The 3,780-nt window shown below is 46.4% G+C and carries 2 protein-coding genes and 1 pseudogene; 2 read left to right on the top strand and 1 reads right to left on the bottom strand.

The genetic code is table 11. From position 1 onward, the window contains the following. Window positions 1-1,525 (bottom strand): cation-translocating P-type ATPase (locus V7Z64_RS04760; protein ID WP_334109507.1); only part of this gene is annotated, 1,525 nt, incomplete at its 3' end. Between the two features lie 101 nt (window positions 1,526-1,626). Here V7Z64_RS04760 and V7Z64_RS04765 point away from each other — a divergent pair. Both V7Z64_RS04765 and V7Z64_RS04770 read left to right on the top strand, forming a co-directional pair. Beyond that, complete coding sequence (locus tag V7Z64_RS04765; RefSeq protein ID WP_297989039.1) at window positions 1,627-3,336, top strand: Rqc2 family fibronectin-binding protein; 1,710 nt, start codon at window positions 1,627-1,629, stop codon at window positions 3,334-3,336. 101 nt (window positions 3,337-3,437) lie between these two features. Next, window positions 3,438-3,780: pseudogene (locus tag V7Z64_RS04770) on the top strand (hypothetical protein); the annotation flags it as partial.

Raw genomic sequence — 3,780 nt, forward strand, 5'->3', positions numbered from 1 at the left:
GTGAAAGCGGCCGATATGCGATCGCGATCGTCCGCAACGCTTCCGATGCAAGCATATTGACCGTTTGTTGTACCGTTTTCCGTTCCTGCTCGTGAAGCGGTTTCGCTTCATTGTTGATATATATGAATCGGCAACGTTCAAGCAACATATCAGGGGCGCCTTTTGTAACGATCCAGCGTCGATTCGCGCGATCTTTCACGATGACTGTCATCATTTTGCGCGTCGAGTCAAACGGAAATTCATGTTCGACTGTAAATTCGTGAGCGATTTTTTCTTTCGTCCATCCAGCTTTCGCCGCGGAGACGACGAGCGCGCCTTCTGTCGGATCGCCATCGATCATATACGTTTTTCCTTTTTTCTTTATTTCCGCATGATTGCATAGGGCGCCGAACAACAATAATTGTTGAAGCTGCTTATCAGGCTTTTCCTCTTTTCCGTTATAAAAAAAACGTCCTTTCGGTTCATACCCCGTCCCGCTGACCGTCCATAATCGATTGTTTGTCCATACACGCGTCACCGTCATTTGATTTTCGGTCATCGTTCCTGTTTTATCGGAACAAATGACAGATGCGCATCCGAGCGTCTCGACAGCAGGAAGCTTGCGCACGATGGCATTTCGCTTCATCATTCGCTGCACGCCGAGCGCGAGCACGACGGTAACGATAGCTGGCAACCCTTCTGGAATGGCGGCAACCGCAAGCGATACACCGGCTAAAAACATGTCATATAACGCATGTCCTTGCCAAACGCCGAGCACGACGACGAGCGCCGTAAGAGTTAAAGCGATCACGATTAAAATTTTTCCTAGCTGTTCGAGCTTCCGCTGCAATGGTGTCACCATCGTCGGTGCTGACTGCAATAAGTGAGCGATTTGTCCCATCGCCGTATTCATTCCCGTTCCGACAACGATGCCGACGCCGCTCCCTTTCGTCACGAGCGTGCCCATAAACGCCATGTTTGTGCGGTCGCCTAGCGCCACGTCTTGCGCAAGTGGAGCCGTTTGTTTTTCCACAGGAAGCGACTCGCCCGTCAATGACGATTCTTCAATATATAGTCCTTTTGCCTCAATGATGCGCACGTCCGCTCCGATTCGATCGCCGCTTGTAAATTTTACAATGTCGCCAACAACAAGCTGAGCGGACGGCACTTTTTTCCACTCCCCATCACGCAAAACGAACGATTCCGGGGCAGATAGCTTTTTTAATGCCTCGAGCGATTTTTCTGCCCGCCGTTCTTGTACAAATCCTAAACACGCATTCATGATGACGATCGCTACGATCGCGATCGCATCAATATACTCTCCTAGCATAGCTGAAATGGCTGTTGCCGCCAACAAAACGAGCACCATAAAATCTTGAAACTGTCCAATAAATTGTTTTAGCGCGGATGGTTTTTTTTCCACTGCCAACTCATTTGCGCCAAACTGTTTGAACCGTTTTTTCGCTTCTTTTTCCGTTAATCCAGATGACATGTTTGTATCGGCTTGTTGTGCAACTTGTTCAATACGTAATCCGTGCCAGCTCATTTCTCTCCCCCTTCCGCTTGTCTTATCTATGACAGCTTATTCAAGCATGTACGAAAAAATGATATGGTATAATGAAAAGAAAAAAGAGAAAGGTGTTTCTTATGTCGTTTGACGGAGTATTTACATATGCCATGACAAAAGAATTACAGCGAACGCTTGTTGGCGGACGCATTTCGAAAATTTATCAGCCGTTTCCGTACGAACTATTGCTTCATATTCGCTCGCACGGAAGCAATTATAAATTGTTGTTATCTGCTCATCCGGCGTATGCGCGCATGCATATAACAAACGAAACGTACGACAACCCTCACGAGTCGCCGATGTTTTGTATGTTGTTGCGCAAACATATAGAAAGGGGAATCATTGAAGCGATTACGCAAGTCGATTTTGATCGCATCGTCATCATTCACGTAAAAACGAGAAACGAGCTCGGCGATGTTTGCACAAAACAGCTCATCGTCGAAATGATGGGCCGCCACAGCAACATCATTCTCGTCGATGCACAGACGAATACGATCATTGACAGCGTGAAACATCTTTCACCTGCGGTCAACCGTTACCGGACGGTTCTTCCAGGGGCGCCGTACATTTCGCCGCCGTCGCATGATAAAATAAATCCGCTTGAGGCGACAGGAGAAACGGTAGTAAAAAAAATCGATTTTCTTGCTGGAAAACTAGCTGATCAACTCGTCGCCACATTTATGGGCATCTCTCCGTTGTTTGCGCGCGAAGTCGTTCATCGAGCTGGACTAGCTAATCGAGCGACGTTGCCGAAAAGCTTTATGTCACTCATCGCAGAAGTGCGAAATGAAGCATTTACTCCGTGTATATATCGCGGGCAAAAAGAAATATTTTACGCTTTACCTCTTACGCATATGGATGGGGAAGTGCAGTCGTTTGCTACGTTAAGCGAGATGCTCGATCGCTTTTATTTCGGAAAGGCCGAACGCGACCGCGTCAAACAACAAGCACACGATTTAGAGCGGTTTGTCACAAATGAAAAGGCGAAAAATGAGAAAAAGCTGTTGAAATTAGAAAAAACGTTAGAGGAAGCAAAGCAGGCGGAACAATATCGGCTATATGGGGAATTGCTAACGGCACATCTTTATGCAGTTAAACGCGGAATGAATGAAGTGGAAGTCGTCAACTATTACGACGAAAATGGTGGAACGATCACTATTCCGCTCGATGAACAAAAAACGCCGTCCGAGAATGCACAAAGCTATTTTCAAAAATACCAAAAGGCAAAACATTCTTTTTCGATCGTCCAAGAACAAATCGAACGGACAAAAGAGGAAATTGCATATTTTGACACGATCCTTCAACAGCTCGAAACCGCCTCGCCAAAAGATATTGATGACATTCGCGACGAGCTAATTGAACAAGGCTATTTGCGCGCCAAAGCGACAAAACCGAAAAAACAAAAGCCGCGAACAATCGAGCTTGAGCGCTACGTATCAAGCGACGGCACCGACATTTTTGTCGGCAAAAATAATAAACAAAACGACTATTTGACGAACAAATTCGCAAGCAAAGACGACATTTGGCTTCATACGAAAGACATCCCAGGCTCCCACGTCGTCATTAAAAGCAAGCAGCCGTCTGAACAGACGATCATCGAAGCCGCTCATTTAGCCGCTTACTTCAGCAAAGCGCGCCATTCTAGTTCCGTTCCGGTCGACTATACGCGCGTCCGCTACGTCAAAAAACCGAGCGGCGCCAAACCGGGCTTTGTCATTTACGAAAACCAACAGACCGTTTACGTCACACCGGATGAGGAGTTAGTTGTGCGGATGAAAAACCCCGTCTAAATGTTAGGCAGGGTTCATATGTAATCAAAATTTTTTGTCATTTTTACGTTCTCTCTTTGTCGAATGATGGTATAATAGAAACGGAAAAGGAGGTGAGATGGGTGGAACAGTTGTTGCAGCGCATTTTTGATGAGCTTTCATTTTTGCGAGCAAACATGGCAACAAAGGACGACGTCGCCGCGTTAAAACATGACATTCGGGCGTTAGAAAGTCGCGTCAACCATATTGAACAAACGATGGCGACGAAAGATGATATCATCAGCATCGAGCAGCGCATGGCTACAAAAGATGATATCGCTGCTGTCAATAAGCGTATCGATCAAATCGAGCAAACGATGGCGACGAAAGATGATATCATCAGCATCGAGCAGCGCATGGCTACAAAAGATGATATCGCTGCTGTGAATAAGCGTATCGATCAAATCGAGCAAACGATGGCGACGA

The organism is Anoxybacillus sp. (assembly GCF_036834105.1).
In the GTDB taxonomy this organism is placed as follows: Bacteria; Bacillota; Bacilli; order Bacillales; family Anoxybacillaceae; genus Anoxybacillus.

What these genes read in the sequence shown, in the direction of transcription:
- V7Z64_RS04765 (WP_297989039.1), top strand. Translation starts at nt 1,627, where the DNA reads ATGTCGTTTGACGGAGTATTTACATATGCCATGACAAAAGAATTACAG.